Origin of the sequence: Pseudomonas sp. CJQ_9, assembly GCF_043106615.1 — a bacterium.
Classification (GTDB): Bacteria; Pseudomonadota; Gammaproteobacteria; order Pseudomonadales; family Pseudomonadaceae; genus Aquipseudomonas; species Aquipseudomonas juntendi.
The window spans coordinates 57362-73215 of the sequence record NZ_JBICMS010000079.1 but is presented as its reverse complement, the minus strand read 5'-3'; the positions used below and the strand labels follow the sequence as shown (position 1 = coordinate 73215).

Sequence of the window (15854 nt, the reverse complement as noted above, 5' to 3'; positions counted from 1 at the left end):
CCTGGATCCTGCTGATTTTCCGGGTACCAGCCCGGAAAGCCCCTGCTGGTCTCATATCTTCATAGGTAATGAGCGCAGGCTTTTTGGGCCCTTGCTCGGGTTTTACCTCAGTGCGGGCTCACCGCCCGCACCTTGGCTTACTGCAGGTACAACACTGTGTATCAGGTGCCGCTTTGCAGCAGCATGTTACGTACGTGGCCGATTGCCTTGGTCGGGTTGAGACCTTTCGGGCAAACGTTCACGCAGTTCATGATCCCGCGGCAGCGGAATACGCTGAACGGGTCATCCAGGGACGCCAGGCGCTCCTGAGTCTTGGTGTCGCGGCTGTCGGCCAGGAAGCGGTAGGCCTGCAGCAGCGCGGCCGGGCCCAGGAACTTGTCCGGGTTCCACCAGAACGACGGGCAGGAAGTCGAGCAGCAAGCGCACAGGATGCACTCGTACAGGCCGTCCAGCTTTTCGCGGTCTTCCGGCGACTGCAGGCGCTCGATGGCCGGGGCCGGCGTGTCGTTCTGCAGGAACGGCTTCACCTTCTCGTACTGCTTGTAGAAGATGCTCATGTCGACCACCAGGTCACGAATGACCGGCAGGCCTGGCAGAGGGCGCAGAACCAGCTTGTTGCCCTTGACCACCGCCGACAGCGGGGTGATGCAGGCCAGGCCGTTCTTGCCGTTCATGTTCATGCCGTCGGAACCGCACACGCCTTCACGGCAGGAACGACGGTACGAGAAACCTTCGTCCTTTTCCTTGATCAGGGCCAGTACGTCCAGCACCATCAGGTCCTTGCCGCCGGTATCGACGTCGAACGACTCCATTTTTGGCGCCGAATCGGTATCCGGGTTGTAACGATAAACTTCGACTTTCAACATAGCAGTCACCCTTAGTAAGTCCGGACTTTAGGTTCGAAGGCTGGAACAGTCTTCGGCGCAAAGTTGACGCCACGCTTGGCAACGCGCTTCTCACCCGGGTAGTACAGGGTGTGGCACAGCCAGTTTTCGTCGTCACGGTCTTCGAAGTCTTCACGGGCGTGAGCGCCACGGGACTCTTTACGGGCTTCGGCCGCGATGGCGGTAGCTTCGGCGACTTCCAGCAGGTTCTGCAGCTCCAGCGCTTCGATACGCGCGGTGTTGAAGGCCTGGGACTTGTCGTTGATCTTGACGTTGGCGATGCGCTCACGCAGGCCGGCCAGTTGCTCGATACCCTTCTGCATGTATTCGCCGGTACGGAACACACCGAAGTAGTTCTGCATGCAGCTCTGCAGCTCGCGCTTCAGGCTGGCTACGTCTTCACCGGAAGTACGCTCGTTGAGCTTGTTCAGGCGGTTCAGGGCAACGTCGATATCGGTGTCGCTGGCGTCGAGGTGCTCGATGCCGTCGCTCAGCGCCTTCTCCAGGTGCAGGCCGGCAGCACGGCCGAATACCACCAGGTCGAGCAGCGAGTTGCCGCCCAGGCGGTTGGCACCGTGTACCGATACGCACGCAACTTCACCTACGGCGAACAGGCCAGGGATGATGTGATCCTTGCCTTCTTCGTCCATGGTGATGGCCTGGCCATGAATGTTGGTAGCAACACCACCCATCATGTAGTGGCAGGTTGGAACCACCGGCACCGGTGCGACAACCGGGTCGACGTGGGCGAAGGTCTTGGACAGCTCGCAGATACCTGGCAGGCGGCTGTGCAGCACTTCTTCACCCAGGTGGTCCAGCTTCAGCAATACGTGGTCCTTGTTCGGGCCCACGCCGTTGCCGGCGATGATTTCCTTGACCATGGAACGGGCGACCACGTCGCGGCCGGCCAGGTCTTTGGCGTTCGGCGCGTAACGCTCCATGAAGCGCTCGCCGTGGGCGTTGATCAGGTAGCCACCCTCACCACGGCAACCTTCGGTGACCAGTACACCGGCGCCGGCGATGCCGGTCGGGTGGAACTGCCACATTTCGATGTCCTGCACCGGAACGCCTGCACGCAGGGCCATGCCGATACCGTCACCGGTGTTGATCAGGGCGTTGGTGGTGGAGGCGTAGATACGACCGGCACCGCCAGTGGCCAACACGGTAGCCTTGGACTTGATGTACATGGTTTCGCCGGTTTCGATGCAGATCGCGATCACACCAACGAAAGCGCCTTCCTTGTTTTTCACCAGGTCAACGGCGTAGTACTCGTTGAGGAAGGTGGTGCCGGCCTTGAGGTTACCCTGGTACAGGGTATGCAGCAGCGCATGACCGGTACGGTCGGACGCCGCGCAGGTACGGGCGGCCTGGCCACCTTTACCGAAGTCCTTGGACTGGCCACCGAACGGGCGCTGGTAGATACGGCCGGTTTCGGTACGCGAGAACGGCAGGCCCATGTGGTCCAGCTCGAACACGGCAGCCGGGCCTTCCTGACACATGTATTCGATAGCGTCCTGGTCACCGATGTAGTCGGAACCCTTGACGGTATCGTACATGTGCCAGCGCCAGTCGTCGTTCGGGTCGGCCGAAGCGATGGCGCAGGTGATGCCACCCTGGGCCGATACAGTGTGCGAACGGGTTGGGAAGACCTTGGTGACTACGGCCGTCTTGTGGCCGCCCTGGGCCAGTTGCAGCGCTGCGCGCATGCCGGCGCCGCCGCCACCGATGATGATGGCGTCGAAAGAAATGGTTGGAATGCTAGCCATGGATCAGATACCCCAGAGAATCTGCACACCCCAGACGAAGTAAGCGAACATCGCAACGCCGCATACCGCCTGGAACAGGAAACGAATCGCAGTTGCCGACTTGCCGAACGACATAGGCGTCAGGTAGTCGGTAGCAATGGTCCACATGCCGACCCAGGCGTGAGCGCCGAGGGCAACGAGGGCCAGCAAGCTGAAGATTCGCATCGCGTTGTTGGAGAACAGACCATGCCACTGGGTGTAGTCGATGCCTGGGTGGGCGACCACGTAGCCGATCAGGAAGATGAAATAAGCCGCGAGAACGACCGCAGATACGCGCTGCGCCATCCAGTCATAGAGGCCCGAACGCGACAGGTTCGTGACATTGGTTACCATACCCAAACTCCCACCAGAACGATCAGCACCACGGAGATGACGATCACGATTTTCGAGCCCAGCTTGCCGCCTTCCAGCGTCTCGCCGATGCCCATGTCCATGATCAGGTGACGAACACCTGCCACGAGGTGATAAAGCAGGGCAGACAACAGCCCCCAGGTCACGAACTTGGCCAGCGGGCTGGTCAGACACGCCTTCACCTCGCCGAAGCCTTCCTCGGAACCCAGCGATTTGCCCAATGCATAAAGCATGATGGCAAGGCCGATGAACAGGATGACGCCGGAGATACGGTGCAGGATGGACGTGTACGCAGTGACAGGGAGCTTGATGGTCCTTAGGTCTAGGTTTACAGGTCGTTGGCTTTTCACGGCTTTTTTCACACTGAAGAGCCCCTAGCGAATCAGGGCAAAGTTGTTGGTAAGTGTACTGGTCAGGTACCCACCACCCAGGGAACGGCGACCCCCAGCAGTTCGGGCTTGCAAGCCCTTGGCGGTCGGGTGCCGAGTATAGACAGTTAGGCTGCTTATGACAACGTGACGGGGTAGCCCAAATAGCGCATTGCCTTTAATGAACAAAAGGCGTAAATGGGCGAGAATTTCGGGAAAAATCAGGCTTGAATGCCTGATTCAACAAGCCTTTAGGCAAATTGACATCTGAATTTATCCCTCTATAGTGGTGCGGGCCCTGCGTGGGGGGTCTGTCTGATGATTTCAAGCATTAATAGGAGGCCACATGGCTGACAAAAAAGCGCAGTTGGTCATCGAGGGCGCTGCCCCCGTCGAGCTGCCCATTTTAACCGGCACCGTTGGTCCTGATGTAATCGACGTCCGCGGGTTAGGGGCCACTGGTCACTTCACCTTCGACCCAGGTTTCATGGCGACCGCCTCGTGCGAGTCGAAGATCACCTACATTGACGGCGACAAAGGGATCCTGCTGCACCGCGGCTACCCGATCGAACAGCTCGCCGAGCAATCCGACTACCTCGAAACCTGCTACCTGCTGCTCAACGGCGAACTGCCGAATGCCGAGCAGAAGGCGCAGTTCGTCAGCACCGTGAAAAACCACACCATGGTTCACGAGCAGCTGAAGTCGTTCTTCAACGGTTTCCGCCGCGACGCCCACCCGATGGCGGTCATGTGCGGTGTGGTCGGCGCCCTGTCGGCGTTCTACCACGACTCCCTGGACATCAATAACCCGCAACACCGCGAAATCTCCGCGGTGCGCCTGGTCGCGAAGATGCCGACCCTGGCGGCGATGGTTTACAAGTACTCCATGGGCCAGCCGATGATGTACCCGCGCAACGACCTGTCGTACGCGGAAAACTTCCTGCACATGATGTTCAACACCCCGTGCGAGATCAAACCGATCAGCCCGGTACTGGCCAAGGCAATGGACCGGATCTTCATCCTCCATGCCGACCATGAGCAGAACGCCTCCACCTCCACCGTACGCCTGGCCGGCTCGTCCGGTGCCAACCCGTTCGCCTGTATCGCCGCAGGCATCGCTGCCCTGTGGGGCCCGGCGCACGGCGGTGCCAACGAAGCCGTACTGACCATGCTCGATGAAATCGGCGATGTCTCGAACATCGACACCTTCATCGCCAAGGCCAAGGACAAGAACGACCCGTTCAAGCTGATGGGCTTCGGTCACCGCGTGTACAAAAACCGTGACCCGCGCGCCACCGTGATGAAACAGACCTGCGATGAAGTACTGCGCGAGCTGGGCATCAAGAACGACCCGCAGCTGGAACTGGCCATGCGCCTGGAAGAGATCGCACTGACCGATCCATACTTCATCGAGCGCTCGCTGTACCCGAACGTCGACTTCTACTCGGGGATCATCCTCAAGGCGATCGGCATTCCAACCAGCATGTTCACCGTGATCTTCGCCCTGGCACGTACCGTGGGCTGGATCTCGCACTGGAAAGAAATGCTCTCCAGCCCGTACAAGATCGGCCGTCCGCGCCAGCTGTACACCGGCGAGCAGAAGCGCGACCTCGTTGCGCTGAAGGACCGCAAGTAAGCTTTATCAGCCGATAGCAAAAGGCTGCCCTTGGGCTGATGCCAGCTCAATGGCAGCCATAGGGCAGCCTTTTTATTTGTCCTGTGCGGCCTCTTCGCGGGCTTGCCCGCCCCCACAGGTACAACACAGGCCTCGGGATCTGTGCAGTACTTGTGGGAGCGGCAGGCCCGCGAAGAGGCCGGCACAGCCAGCACAAAACCTCAGTTTTTCTCGGCCCGCTCACGCAACCCTTTCAGGGTATTGAACGGCGAATCCACCACAAACTTGTTCGCCACCATCGCCGGCACGCTGCCACCCGGCTCGGTATGCACCTGGTAGGTCACTTCGGTCGTGTCGCCCTTGGGCACCAGCTTCCAGAACCCTTCGACTTTGGCTACCCGCACGAAGCCCTTCTCTTCCGGCAGGTAGGTCGGCTCTTCTTTCAGGTTGCGGGTGACGCTGCCATCAGCCTCCTTGACAGTGGTGATATGCAGCACCGAATCGCGCGGCGTCACCGGCCATGGCGTATTGAACTGGGTGTAGGTCCAGCTCTGGTTACCTTCATGCTTGAGCAGCTTCTGCGATTTGCATTCGTGGATCCATGCACATGCCCCAGCCGCGTCTTCCTGCAGCGCCTCGACCTTGGCCAGCGGCGCCTTGATCACGGTCACCCCGCGATAGGCCTTGTACTTGGAGCCAGCGACTTCGCTGAGGGACACCTTGATGCCCTCCTCGTCCTTGGCCACTTGCCAGTTTTCGGCCCAGGCCGCCGGCGCAAGCAGAACACCCACGCCACACAGCAGTGCAATACGCTTTAACGATCTCATCATGTTTATCCTTGTTGTCGAAGATCCAGCCTTTCACGCCGCCGTCATCTGCTCCCACCAGCCAAGAATCCTGATCGCCTCGTCACGGTCACTGCCACACACCTCGACATCTGCCTTGAACCCGCCACACACTGCTGGCCGCTCAGGCTTGCCGAACAGATCGCAGAGGTTGGCCGCCGTCAGGTGCAGGCAGCGCTCGCCAGCCGGCTTGCCATTGGGCATGCGCGGCATGGCAGAGGTAATGGACGGGGCGATGCAGCAGGCACCGCAGCCCTCACGGCAGTTCATGGCGATTCACCCAACTCAGGACTCCCTGAAACAAGTAACGGGACGAACGCCCCTGGATAGTACCCGCTCAAACAGGTGTTTGAAATTGCTGGCACGATGAAAAATGGCATGACCCGGCAGTCAGTTTGCCACTTACTGCCGGTACTCGAAGTCGATGGCCGCACCTTCCACTTCACGGCGACTGTCATTGCGCAGTTGCAGCTGCATCTCGTTGTTGATCAAGCGGCCATTGAGCTGGAACGGGCTGTCGTCGGCTTCCGACTTGTCCCGGAACATAGGGGGCAGCAGCGGTTTGCGGCGCTGGATCGGCGAAGGTGTCCCTACGTCTGGCTCAAGGTTGTCGACCAGGTCGGTGGGCAGGCTCAAGTCCAACTTTGCTTTGGGCAAAGGCTTGGCAACTGCCCTGCTTGGCGGTTTTGCTTTCTTGGCAGGGGCTTTGCGGACTACCGGCTTCTGCGCAGGCTTGGCGGCGTTTTTTGTCTGTGCCTGCTGGGCCTGCGCCGGCTGCGCAGCGAAGGCCAGGCCCGCGGCGGCGCAGCACGGGGCCGCAAGGCACAGAATCAGAACAAAACGACGTAAGGCATTCATGGCAAATGGACAGACCCGCTGTAAAGGCTCGTATGCTCCCTGTTCCGCGGGCTGCTGGCAAGCCTCACAAAAGTGTGAGCGCAGGCTCGCGGCACAGCTGCTGCGCCAGCAAGCCCAAGGTGATGACCGCGCGCTCTGCCTCCTTGTTCCACGGAATACCGCAGTTGAGGCGGATGCAGTGGTTGAACTGTTCCGTGTTACTGAATATCAACCCCGGGGCAATACTGATGCCCTGCTCCAACGCACGTACATGCAGCTCTTGCGTGTTCACCCGCCCAGGCAGGCTTACCCAGAGGATGAACCCCCCGGTAGGCCGGGTCATTTGGGTACCTTCGGGGAAGTGCTGCTGCACCGCCAGCTGGTAGGCGCTGAGGTTCTTGCGGTACTCCTGGCGGATATAGCGCAGCTGCCGGTCGTAGCCGCCATTCTCCAGGTACGCTGCCACGCCCATCTGGGTCACGCTGCAGGCTGAATGGGTGGTAAAAGTTTGCAGGCGCTGGATCTCGTCCTGGTAACGCCCAGCGATCATCCAGCCAACCCTCACCCCGGGAGACAAGGTTTTGGAGAAGCTCGAACAGTAGATCACTCGGTCCAGGCGATCGAAGGCTTTCAGTGCCTTGCTCTTGCCCTGCTCGAACATCAATTCGCCATAGATGTCGTCCTCGACGATCTGGATGTCGAAGTCCGAAGCCAGGCGCAGCAGTTGCTTTTGCCGCTCTTCCGGCACCGTACCGCCCAGCGGGTTGCTCAGCCGCGCAGTCAGCACCAAGGCCTTGATCGACCACTGGTTTGCCGCCAGTTGCAAGGCTTCGAGGCTGATCCCCGTGGACGGGTCGCTGGGGATCTCGATCACTTTCAAACCCAGCAGGTCCGCCAGCTGCAGCAAACCGTAATAGGTCGGCGACTCGGCGGCGATCAGGTCCCCGGGGCGAGTCAGCACGCGTAACGACATCTGCAGGGCATCGACACAGCCGTGGGTCACGATCACCTCACGCGGGTCGACGATCACACCGGCATCGCGCATGCGAATGGCAATTTGCCGGCGCAGCGGCTCGAACCCTGGGCTGAACATATAGCTGAAGGCGCGCGGGCTGTGAAAGCGTGTCACTTTGGCGATTTGCTGGTGCAGTGCGCGCACAGGCAGATAATCCACATGCGGCACCGCAGCACCGAAGGGGAACACACCGTCGCGGCGGGCCTCGGTCAATACCTGCTGGATGATGCTGGCACGTGTGACCAGGCCTGGGCGTTCGACCCTGGCGATATCCGGGGTCGGGGCGGTCAGGGCCGGGGTCTGGTGCACATAGTAGCCGGACTGCGGCCGCGCACGGATCAGGCCTTGGTCTTCGAGGTTTGCGTAGGCCTGCAGCACGGTGGCATGGCTGACGTTGAGCTGGGCGCTCATCTTGCGTACGGAGGGTACCCGCTCGCCTGGCTGGTAAACGCCGCGACGAATGTCATCGGCCAGTTGCTGGGCGATACGCTGGTACAGCAGCAGGTTGGTCATGGCGGGATCTCGACGCGCGGACGGGCTCGTTGTTCTTGTGCGACTCACTGACAGTAGAGGATACCGTAACAGTTAAGAAGTGTACCGGGACAGATGGTGGGCTCGCCACTTCCTCTTCAGCGCCTGTGAGATCCAGCGCCGCGCGGGCGGCGCGCGATCTGATCGGCGCCGACCGCACCAAGCCGAACACTCACGCTCAACGCGCCGGCGCGAGCCTGCCCTTGTCATCGGAAAATACAATCTCGACCCGGCGGTTTTGCGCCCTGCCCCGCTCCGAGGCATTGGCCTCGATCGGGTACTGGTCGCCGTAGCCTTCGACCTGCAGGCGCTTTTCGTCGACACCAAGGTCCACCAGCATGTCGGCAACGGACTGAGCCCGGTCGCGCGACAGCTTGAGGTTTTCTTCAGGCGTACCCGTGCTGTCGGTATAGCCCTCGATGCGTACCACCCGGTGTGGGTTGAGCTGCAGGAACTGCACCAGCTTGAGCACGGTGCGGCTGGCGGTGTTTTTCAGGTTGGCACTGCCGGTGTCGAACAGCACGTCACCCAAGGTCATCACCAGGCCACGGTCGGCTTGCTCCGAGGCCAGCGCGGCGATTTGCGCCTCGACCCATTTGCCTTGCTGCTGCACACTGGCCAGCTTGGCCTCGCGCAAAGCCAGCTGCAAACGCTGGCGCTCCAGGTCGAGCTTGGCCTGGCGCTCCTGGTTCAGCGCCAGCTTGGCATGCTCACCGGCAATTTCGCTGTAGCGCTGGCTGAGGTAAGCGTAATGGCGCACATCGGAGCCGGTGCCGATGTAGCTGGACAAGCGCTCGGCGCGCGCCAGCGACTCGCCCGCACGAATCACGTCACGCGGCGCGCTGCGCAGCACGTCGGAATCGTCCTTGACCTTCTGGAAGGCCGCGCTGGCTTCATCCAGCGCCGCGCTGCTGCGCTGGCTGGCGCAACCCTGCAGGCCAGCAGCCAGGGCCAGCACTGCCAGTGCGGCCAATGGCACTTGACGGTTCATGGCTGCACCTCCAGCTGTTTGCGCAGGCGCTGCACCCGCGACTGCAACAACTGCAACTGCTCTTCACTCTTCTGGTTCAGCACCTGGGCCTCGGCAAAACGCGCGTCCAGTTCCGCCTGCTCGGCGCGCATGCGCGCATCGCGGTAGTCTTCGGTCAGCATGTTGGTCTTGGCCCGCGCCAGCTTGTCTTCGGCCAGTTTCAACGATTCGACCTGGTCGGTTGCACCGACGGCCCTGGCCTGCTCCAGCGCCTGTTCGGAAATACGCATCTGCTCGTTAGGGGCCGGGTCATTGGCGCAGCCCGCCAGGCCGAGCACGGCCAGGGCAAGGATCAGTGGTTGGGTTCTCACGCAATCTTCCTAGTGTTTAGGGGCCTCCGCCGGCACCTGCAGCTGCGCCTTCCAGCGCTCGACATTACGTTGCAGTACCGCTTCGGATGCACCGGAGATCGGCAATTCTGTCAGTTTTTTTGCCAATTGCCCACGCAACCAACTGTCATTGCACGCGGAATTGTGCGACAGGGCCAGGTACAAGCCTGGGCGGTCGACCGGCAAACCCCGCGCAATCAGGTCATTGCTCATGCCCAGGCTCTGGGCCATGGCCATACCGGCGTAACGGCCGGCCAACACGTAGTCCACCTGGCCGAGCACCAGTTTCTGGAACGCTTGAGTAAGGTTCTGCGCGGGCACCAGCTTGAGCTGCGCCTTGGCGAACGCAGTAAAGGCCGGCGTCAGGCGCGCACGCTCGGACAAACTACCCTGGTAGCGCGCCAGGTCGGCCGGGCCATCGAAGGTCAGTTGCGCATCGTGCCGCGTCCACACCAGGTACTCGTTCAGCTGCAACGGGGGGTGGATATAGTCCAGCGCAGTCAGTTGCTCCACCTGCATCGGCGTGTCGAGCAGCAGGTCCATGCGGCCGCTGCGAACCTCTTGCAGCGCCTGTTCGCGACGGCCAGCATTGAGCACCTCCACCTTCACCCCCAACTCGCCAGCCACCTGACGCAGCAGGTCGACGTTGGCACCGATCAGGTGCTGCGGGTCTTTCGGGTCCTGCCACGAATAGGGCGGCGCATCAGGGCTGCCGGTTGCTACCAGGCGTTCGCACTTGCCTGCCGCCATGGCCGGTGGCGCAACCAAGACCGCCATGCATGCCAGCACCCTGCCTGCTTTACGCAGCACCATTGCTCACTCCTTGTATCGCGATTGACTCGTAACCGGCCATAAAAAAACCCGGCCCCTGTAACGGGGCCGGGTTCTTTATAAGTGAAGCAGGCGGATCAGACCAGCTTTTCCAGCTCTGGCACCGCTTCGAACAGGTCCGCGACCAGCCCGTAGTCAGCCACCTGGAAGATCGGCGCCTCTTCGTCCTTGTTGATCGCAACGATCACCTTGGAATCCTTCATGCCGGCCAGGTGCTGGATCGCACCGGAAATGCCCACGGCGATGTACAGCTGCGGCGCGACGATCTTGCCGGTCTGGCCGACCTGCATGTCGTTGGGCACGAAGCCGGCGTCGACGGCGGCGCGCGAGGCACCCACAGCAGCACCGAGCTTGTCGGCCAGGCTGTACAGGTGGCTGAAGTTGTCACCGTTACCCATGCCACGGCCGCCGGAAACGACGATTTTGGCGGCAGTCAACTCTGGGCGGTCGGACTTGGCCAACTCTTCGCCAACGAACGCCGAGATACCGGCATCGTGCGCGGCACCGACCGCCTCGATGGCAGCCGAACCGCCTTCGGCGGCCACGGCGTCAAAGCCGGTGGTACGCACGGTGATCACCTTGATGGCCGCGCTCGATTGCACGGTGGCAATGGCGTTACCGGCGTAGATCGGGCGCTTGAAGGTGTCGGCGGACTCGACCGAGATGATCTCGGAGATCTGGTCGACATCCAGCAGCGCAGCAACCCGCGGCAGGACGTTTTTGCCATTGGTGGTGGCCGGGGCCAGCACGTGGCTGTAACCCTTGGCCAGCTCGACGATCAGCGGCGCCACGTTCTCAGGCAGCACGTGGGCATAAGCTGCGTTATCGGCAACCAGGACCTTGGCCACGCCAGCGATCTTGGCAGCGGATTCGGCAACGCCGCCAATGTTCTGGCCAGCGACCAGTACATGCACATCGCCACCGATCTTGGCAGCAGCGGCAACGGTGTTCAGGGTGGCCGGGGCTACGGCACCGTTTTCGTATTCAGCGACAACCAGGATAGTCATTTAGATTACCTTCGCTTCGTTCTTCAGCTTCTCGACCAGTTCGGCCACCGACTTGACCTTGATACCCGCGCTGCGGGCAGCCGGGGCTTCAACTTTCACGGTTTTGTTGGTGGAGGCGAGGGAAACGCCCAGCGCGTCTGGCGCAAGGGTTTCCAGCGGCTTTTTCTTGGCCTTCATGATGTTCGGCAGCGACGCGTAGCGTGGCTCGTTCAGGCGCAGGTCGGTGGTGACGATCGCAGGCAGGTTCAGTGCAACCGTCTGCAGGCCACCGTCGATTTCACGGGTGACATTCAGCTTGTCGCCGGCCACTTCCACCTTGGAGGCGAAGGTGCCCTGGGCGTAGCCGGTCAGCGCAGCCAGCATCTGGCCGGTCTGGTTGTTGTCGCTGTCGATGGCTTGTTTGCCGAGGATGATCAGCTGTGGCTGCTCCTTGTCGACAACGGCCTTGAGCGCCTTGGCCACGGCCAGGGAGTTCAGTTCATCGGCGGCTTCGACCAGGATAGCGCGGTCGGCGCCCAGGGCCAGGGCGGTGCGCAGTTGTTCCTGGGCAGTGGTCGGGCCGACCGAAACGACCACGATCTCGCTGGCAACGCCCTTCTCTTTCAGGCGTACGGCTTCTTCCACGGCGATTTCGCAGAAGGGGTTCATGGACATCTTGACGTTAGCAAGGTCGACGCCGGAGTTGTCCGCTTTGACGCGAACCTTGACGTTGTAGTCGACCACTCGTTTGACAGCTACAAGAACCTTCATGGATTCCTCGTTACTCTCCGGTGAATAGATAGTCGCCTGGGGCAAAGCCCTGCGATGCGCGTGGGTACAAGGGCACCTCTAAAAACGTACCGGGAAGCGGCATCTTCACAGTGACCGAACAGTCTTGTTCGGACCATTGCGACAAATACTCACGGGTCATTTCCTGTCGTGGCGTGTAAACTCCACTACAAACCGGCCTAAGCCCGCAAAACCCTGCTCCACACCTGGTCTTTAGAGGTGTACCTGCGCCCGGCTGCAAGCCTACGGCGAACGTAAAACCGCTCGTATCTTGACCGTAACACCCAATCCGGTCAATACGGCAAATCGGTCACCCTCCAGCCGCACTCCTGTGATTTTACTGGCCTGCGGCAAATTCAAACAAACGTTTGTATTGGACCCGCCAAGTGGTGTAGATATAATGCGCGGCCAAGACAAAACGGTGTAGTCCGTCAGTTGCGCAGCTACAGTTTCGCTCCCGTGACGAGCCACTGCGCGCATGCACCCATAAGATCCAGCAACAGCACGAGCCTTGATGAGTAGGAGAGAACCTGTGGAACGCGAATACATGGAATTCGACGTGGTCATCGTCGGCGCCGGCCCGGCGGGCCTGTCCGCCGCCTGCCGCCTGAAGCAGAAGGCCGCCGAAACCGGTAGCGAAATCAGCGTCTGCGTGGTGGAAAAAGGCTCCGAAGTCGGTGCTCACATCCTCTCCGGTGCGGTGTTCGAGCCCCGCGCGCTGAACGAGCTGTTCCCCGACTGGAAGGCACTGGGCGCGCCACTGAACACCGAAGTGAAGCGCGACGATATCTACGTGCTCAAAGACGCCGGCAGCTCGACCAAAGTGCCCGACCTGTTCGTGCCCAAGACCATGCACAACCAGGGCAACTACATCATTTCGCTGGGCAACCTGTGCCGCTGGCTGGCCCAGCAGGCCGAGAACCTGGGCGTGGAAATCTACCCAGGCTTCGCCGCGCAGGAAGCCCTGTTCGATGAAAACGGCGTGGTCCGCGGCATTGTCACCGGCGACCTGGGTGTCGACCGCGAAGGCAAGCCAAAGGACGGCCTGTATACCCCCGGCATGGAACTGCGCGCCAAGTACACCCTGTTCGCCGAAGGCTGCCGTGGCCATATCGGCAAGCAGCTGATCAAGCGCTTCAAGCTCGACAGCGAAGCCGACGTGCAGCACTACGGCATCGGCCTGAAGGAAATCTGGGAAATCGACCCGGCCAAACACGAGCAAGGCCTGGTGGTACATACCGCTGGCTGGCCGCTGGATGTGATGGCCAAGGACAACACCGGTGGCTCGTTCCTTTACCACCTGGAAAACAACCAGGTGGTGGTCGGCCTGATCGTCGACCTGTCCTATGCCAACCCGTACTTGTCGCCCTTCGACGAATTCCAGCGCCTGAAGCACCACCCGGTGATCAGCCAGTACCTCGAAGGCGGCAAGCGCATCAGCTACGGCGCCCGCGCCTTGGCCAAGGGCGGCATCAACTCGCTGCCGAAAATGGTCTTCAATGGGGGCGCGCTGATCGGTTGCGACCTGGGCACAATGAACGTGGCCAAGATCAAGGGCAGCCATACCGCGATGAAGTCTGGCATGCTGGCCGCCGAAGCGGTGGCCGACGCATTGATCGCCGGCAGCGAAGGCGGCGATCAATTGAACAGCTATGTCAGCGCGTTCAAGGCCAGCTGGCTGTACGAAGAACTGTTCGCCAGCCGCAACTTCGGCCCGGCCATGCACAAGTTCGGCCCGCTGCTGGGCGCGGCGTTCAACTATGTCGACCAGAACTGGTTCGGCGGCAAGCTGCCGTTTACCCTGCACGACACCAAGCCGGACTACGCCTGCCTGAAGCTGGCGGCCGACTCGCAGAAAATCGACTACCCGAAACCGGACGGCAAGCTCAGCTTCGACAAGCTCAGCTCGGTATTCCTCTCCAGCACCAACCATGAAGAGGAACAACCCTGCCACCTGAAGTTGACCGACCCGAGCATCCCGATCGCCAGCAACCTGCCGCTGTACGACGAGCCCGCCCAGCGTTACTGCCCGGCCGGCGTTTACGAAGTGGTCACCCAGGAGGACGGCAACAAGCGCTTCCAGATCAACGCGCAGAACTGCGTGCACTGCAAGACCTGCGACATCAAGGACCCGGCCCAGAACATCACCTGGGTCACCCCTGAAGGCGCTGGCGGGCCGAACTACCCGAACATGTAAGCCCGCCCTTGCAGCAAGAAAAAGCCCCCTGGCCTCGCGGCCCGGGGGCTTTTTTCGTTCATTTGTCGACGCACATGATCGGCATCGGCTCCGCCGCGAACGCGGAAGTTTCACGGCGGCCAAAGTAGCGGGCAGTGAGCAGCCCCACCGCGCCCATGACCAGACAGAAGCCAACGCACACCCATGGGCTCCACGGCATCAAGGCTATCAACGCCAGCGGCGTAGTGCTGGCCCACAAGGCGTAGGCCACGTTGTAGGTGAAGGAAATACCCGATACCCGGATCTGTGCCGGAAACAGCCCGACCATGACCGACGGCACCACACCCACTACCCCACAGCAGAGCCCGGCCAACGCATAAGCCAGCCACGTCATGCCCCACTGCCCCACCAGGCTCGCATACAACGCAGCGATACCCAGCGGCAGCAGCGCGCTGTAGATCATCAACGCCCGCCAGGCGCCCAAGCGGTCGACCAGCAGGCCGGCAAGCACACAACCAATGTTGAGAAAGACGATGCCTACGCTGCTCAGCGCGAACGTGTGCGCGGCAGACATGCCGAAGCGCTGCTGCATGACCGTCGGCGTAATCACCACCAGCACCACTACCGCCGAGGTCAGCACGCAGGTCAGCAGCGCAGCCGGAATCAACGCCCCACGATGCGCGCCCAGCACATGGCGCAGCGGGAACTTCACCGGCTGTTCCTTGCGCTCGCGCAAGGCCAGAAACACCGGCGTTTCACTCAGCCAACGGCGCAACCACACACCGATCACGCCAAACACACCCCCGAGCAGGAACGGGTAACGCCAGGCGTAGTCGAGAATTTCCTCGGCGCTGAAAGCCTGGGCCAACAGTGTCGCGGTCAGTGCCCCCAGCAAATAGCCAAAGGTCAACCCGGCCTGCAGGAAGCCCAGGGCATACCCCCGCCGCCCCGGCGGTGCGTGTTCTGCAACGAATGTCCAGGCACTGGGTACCTCGCCGCCGACCGCAGCCCCCTGCAATATGCGCAACGCCAGCAAGATCAGCGGCGCGGCGTAACCAATCTCGGCATAGGTCGGCATTACCCCGATCAGCAGGCACGGCAGCGCCATCATCAGAATGCTCAGGCTGAACACCCGCTTGCGGCCCAGGTGGTCGGCGAAGTGAGCCATGACGATGCCGCCCAGCGGCCGCGCCAGGTAACCGGTGACGAAAATCCCGAAGCTTTGCAGCAGGCGCAGCCACTCCGGCATTTCCGGCGGAAAGAACAGTTGGCTGAGGGTCAGCGCGAAGAATACGAAAATGATGAAATCGTAGATTTCCAGCGCGCCGCCCAGCGCCGCCAGGCCCAGGGTCCGGTGATCGCCGCGGCTGAACCGGGGCGGGCGAGCGGTATCGATGGCAGTCATGGCAGGGTCCGCAAGATCGGCAAAGCGCAAGAGGATAGCAAATACCCGCCGGCCGCC

The 15854-nt window shown here is 61.4% G+C and carries 16 protein-coding genes; 2 read left to right on the top strand and 14 right to left on the bottom strand.

The window, feature by feature from the left end; genetic code table 11:
- Positions 1 to 161 precede the first annotated feature (161 nt).
- From ACF8SD_RS15665 to sdhC, 4 genes are read right to left on the bottom strand one after another with little or no spacing between them, the layout of a single operon-like run.
- Positions 162 to 866: a succinate dehydrogenase iron-sulfur subunit gene (locus tag ACF8SD_RS15665; RefSeq protein ID WP_009684708.1), complete on the bottom strand. Its 705-nt coding sequence runs from the start codon at positions 864 to 866 to the stop codon at positions 162 to 164.
- An 11-nt stretch (positions 867 to 877) separates the two neighbouring features.
- Positions 878 to 2650 (bottom strand): succinate dehydrogenase flavoprotein subunit, encoded by a 1773-nt coding sequence (gene sdhA / locus ACF8SD_RS15660; protein ID WP_009684709.1) that lies wholly within the window; start codon positions 2648 to 2650, stop codon positions 878 to 880.
- Positions 2651 to 2653: 3 nt separating this feature from the next.
- The gene (gene sdhD / locus ACF8SD_RS15655; protein ID WP_008091903.1) at positions 2654 to 3022 is read right to left on the bottom strand and encodes a succinate dehydrogenase, hydrophobic membrane anchor protein; all 369 of its coding nucleotides are present in this window, start codon (positions 3020 to 3022) and stop codon (positions 2654 to 2656) included.
- On the bottom strand, positions 3016 to 3402 hold the full coding sequence (sdhC, locus tag ACF8SD_RS15650; protein ID WP_008091902.1) for a succinate dehydrogenase, cytochrome b556 subunit: 387 nt from the start codon (positions 3400 to 3402) through the stop codon (positions 3016 to 3018). Before sdhC ends, sdhD begins: the two co-directional genes overlap by 7 nt.
- A gap of 352 nt (positions 3403 to 3754) precedes the next feature.
- On the opposite strand from sdhC, the gene gltA reads away from it, so the two are divergent.
- Positions 3755 to 5044, top strand: a complete 1290-nt coding sequence (gene gltA / locus ACF8SD_RS15645; RefSeq protein WP_173888260.1) for a citrate synthase — start codon at positions 3755 to 3757, stop codon at positions 5042 to 5044.
- Between the two features lie 200 nt (positions 5045 to 5244).
- Here gltA and ACF8SD_RS15640 read toward each other — a convergent pair whose 3' ends face one another.
- The 9 genes from ACF8SD_RS15640 to ACF8SD_RS15600 form a co-directional block, all read right to left on the bottom strand.
- The gene (locus ACF8SD_RS15640; RefSeq protein ID WP_392485232.1) at positions 5245 to 5850 is read right to left on the bottom strand and encodes an START domain-containing protein; all 606 of its coding nucleotides are present in this window, start codon (positions 5848 to 5850) and stop codon (positions 5245 to 5247) included.
- A gap of 33 nt (positions 5851 to 5883) precedes the next feature.
- The gene (locus ACF8SD_RS15635) at positions 5884 to 6138 is read right to left on the bottom strand and encodes a YkgJ family cysteine cluster protein (protein WP_009684718.1); all 255 of its coding nucleotides are present in this window, start codon (positions 6136 to 6138) and stop codon (positions 5884 to 5886) included.
- A gap of 132 nt (positions 6139 to 6270) precedes the next feature.
- A complete protein-coding gene (locus ACF8SD_RS15630; RefSeq protein ID WP_392485231.1) occupies positions 6271 to 6726 on the bottom strand; it encodes a hypothetical protein in 456 nt (151 codons plus the stop codon).
- A 64-nt stretch (positions 6727 to 6790) separates the two neighbouring features.
- Positions 6791 to 8233, bottom strand: a complete 1443-nt coding sequence (locus ACF8SD_RS15625) for a PLP-dependent aminotransferase family protein (RefSeq protein ID WP_392485230.1) — start codon at positions 8231 to 8233, stop codon at positions 6791 to 6793.
- 196 nt (positions 8234 to 8429) lie between these two features.
- Positions 8430 to 9242 (bottom strand): OmpA family protein, encoded by an 813-nt coding sequence (locus ACF8SD_RS15620; protein ID WP_173888254.1) that lies wholly within the window; start codon positions 9240 to 9242, stop codon positions 8430 to 8432.
- A complete protein-coding gene (locus ACF8SD_RS15615) occupies positions 9239 to 9592 on the bottom strand; it encodes a DUF4398 domain-containing protein (RefSeq protein ID WP_173888252.1) in 354 nt (117 codons plus the stop codon). Before ACF8SD_RS15615 ends, ACF8SD_RS15620 begins: the two co-directional genes overlap by 4 nt.
- Positions 9593 to 9601: 9 nt before the next feature.
- Positions 9602 to 10423 carry an ABC transporter substrate-binding protein gene (locus ACF8SD_RS15610; protein ID WP_173888250.1) on the bottom strand — a complete coding sequence of 274 codons (822 nt, stop codon included), beginning with the start codon at positions 10421 to 10423 and terminating at the stop codon, positions 9602 to 9604.
- Between the two features lie 95 nt (positions 10424 to 10518).
- The gene (locus tag ACF8SD_RS15605) at positions 10519 to 11448 is read right to left on the bottom strand and encodes an electron transfer flavoprotein subunit alpha/FixB family protein (protein WP_054904872.1); all 930 of its coding nucleotides are present in this window, start codon (positions 11446 to 11448) and stop codon (positions 10519 to 10521) included.
- Positions 11449 to 12198, bottom strand: coding sequence for an electron transfer flavoprotein subunit beta/FixA family protein (locus tag ACF8SD_RS15600; RefSeq protein ID WP_029886526.1), 750 nt, complete (start codon positions 12196 to 12198; stop codon positions 11449 to 11451).
- A gap of 532 nt (positions 12199 to 12730) precedes the next feature.
- On the opposite strand from ACF8SD_RS15600, the gene ACF8SD_RS15595 reads away from it, so the two are divergent.
- Positions 12731 to 14413 (top strand): electron transfer flavoprotein-ubiquinone oxidoreductase, encoded by a 1683-nt coding sequence (locus ACF8SD_RS15595; protein ID WP_392485229.1) that lies wholly within the window; start codon positions 12731 to 12733, stop codon positions 14411 to 14413.
- A gap of 58 nt (positions 14414 to 14471) precedes the next feature.
- Here ACF8SD_RS15595 and ACF8SD_RS15590 read toward each other — a convergent pair whose 3' ends face one another.
- Positions 14472 to 15797: an MFS transporter gene (locus tag ACF8SD_RS15590; protein WP_173888246.1), complete on the bottom strand. Its 1326-nt coding sequence runs from the start codon at positions 15795 to 15797 to the stop codon at positions 14472 to 14474.
- Between the last annotated feature and the right edge of the window lie 57 nt (positions 15798 to 15854).